Annotated in this window: 2 protein-coding genes; both read left to right on the top strand. The window is 31.2% G+C overall.

Features of this window, described 5'->3' with window-relative positions; genetic code table 11:
• A partial coding sequence (locus ACYVAA_RS22915; protein WP_460546413.1) for a hypothetical protein occupies positions 1–642 on the top strand: 642 nt, incomplete at its 5' end.
• A 171-nt stretch (positions 643–813) separates the two neighbouring features.
• A partial coding sequence (locus ACYVAA_RS22910; protein WP_460546410.1) for a hypothetical protein occupies positions 814–1,093 on the top strand: 280 nt, incomplete at its 3' end.

Here is a 1,093-nt window from a genome sequence, read left to right as displayed (position 1 = left end):
ATTAAAACCATATATGAGGTGTTTATTAGAAACTTAGAAAATGAAATAAAAGATTTTGAACTAGAGCGTTTAAAGAATCCAAAAGCAAGAGCTTATTACAAAAACTACATTAACATATTTCAACTTTTAAGTTTAAAAGAGAAAATAGCCAGTACGCTTACTTATTTCGAAGAAAAAGCTAATGATGTTTCAGATTCATATTTATTTATAGGTAGTTCATTCGGGGAGGTTGCAAGACAATCAGATAAATATAAAAATCGTGAGTATCAGAATGAAGTTTATATCAACCTTAAAGGAAAATCAAGGCAAAAACTTGCAAATATCTGTTTGGTAAAAATTAAGTTAGAGGAAGATTTTGTCAGCTTTAAGCTCAAAAAGCTAATCACATTTTTATTCGACTTCAATTTTATAAGTGAAGAGACATATTTATTAGCAGTTTATGGTAGCAATGATAAAGACTTGATAAACTTAACTAGAATTGGATTGAATCCTAGTATTAGTAAAGTTCTAAAAGAAAATGACCAAATAAGAAATCTTGAACTTGATATTAATGGTAATTTGAAGAGTAATCAAACTTTTAAGGATTTTATGAAAACACAAACCGAATTATTCAATTTTGAGGTAAACAAATATATTAGATAAAAATAACTGCAGCCAACACACGGTCATAAAACATTGCGCGGATAGTGCTATATTTGAACGAAATAACACTTAATCAATGGCTTAACGTGGTGATAAGTTTGTGCTCCGAAACCCGCCCGAACGCAAAGCCCGAAACCGTTAGGCTACCTAAATCTAAACCGACAATAATCTATGAAAGCACTTCAATTTTTTATTACTCCCTTAATTATTGTTTTACTCATTAGCTGTAGCGTCAGTTCAACACATAATAATTCAACTGAAAAAACAATAACAACATTAGAAGCTACTGATTCTGACTCTATTCTCTATGTTATTGCAACAACTGATCCAAACCCGGGAGTTAGAAAAGATGCCGTCAGTAAAATAACCTTTGGCCCCCATCTAACTATCATTGCAAAAGCTGATGAAGATCCAGAGGTAAGAAAATTAGCAGTTGGAAAGATAAGCTTTG

This window comes from Echinicola sediminis (genome assembly GCF_054777495.1).
Note: the sequence above shows the minus strand (reverse complement) of the source record. Positions and strands in the feature narration are given on the sequence as shown.